General features: G+C 72.0%; 1 protein-coding gene. It reads left to right on the top strand.

Annotation, left to right across the window (positions count from 1 at the left end; all coding sequences use genetic code 11):
* Nucleotides 1-858 (top strand): condensation domain-containing protein (locus AC5P09_RS51995; RefSeq protein ID WP_493880637.1); only part of this gene is annotated, 858 nt, incomplete at both ends.

Raw genomic sequence — 858 nt, 5'->3', positions numbered from 1 at the left:
CCTCCTTCCGGGACCATCTGGCCTGGCTCGCCCGGCAGGACAAGGAGACGGCACGCGAGGCATGGCGGGCCGAGCTGGCGGACGCCGACGGCCCCACCCTCGTCGAGCCGGCCGAACCGGACCGCGCGCCCGTGCTGCCGGAGAAGCAGGAGCTGACCCTCTCCGAGGAACTCTCCGATGCCCTCACCACCTTCGCCCGCCGCCACGGCCTGACCGTCAACACCGTGATCCAGGGCGCCTGGGCGATGCTCCTGGCCCGGCTGACCGGCCGTACGGACGTCGTCTTCGGCGCGACCGTCGCCGGCCGTCCCGCCGAGATCCCCGGCGTCGAGTCGATGGTGGGCCTGTTCATCAACAGCGTGCCGGTACGGGGCCGCCTGGACGCCGACCAGCCCGTGCTGCGACTGCTGACCGAGCTGCAGTCCCGCCAGTCCGCGCTTCTCGCCCACCAGCACCTCAGCCTGCCCGAGATCCAGCGGGTGGGAGGACCTGGCGCGGTGTTCGACACCATGCTGATGTTCGAGAACTATCCCCTGCCGCCCCAGGAGGCGTCGGCGCCCGGCGAGCTCGCCTTCACGCACATAGAGGGCCACCAGGCGACCCACTATGCGCTGACCCTCGGTGTGATGCCGGGCAGGCCCATGAAGGTCCATGTGACCTACCGGCCCGACGCGATGGACGCCGACGTGGCCCGGGATCTGCCGGGTCGGCTGGCGTGGGTCCTGGAGCAGGTGGTCGCCGATCCGTCCGTGCTGGTGGGCCGGGTCGGCCTGGTGGGGCGGCTGGAGCGTGGGCTGGTGGTGGAGGGTTGGAACGCCACCGCCGGCGATGTCCCGCCGGGCTCCTCGGTGGTGGAGT

The organism is Streptomyces sp. a15, from assembly GCF_059026085.1.
Note: the sequence above shows the minus strand (reverse complement) of the source record. Positions and strands in the feature narration are given on the sequence as shown.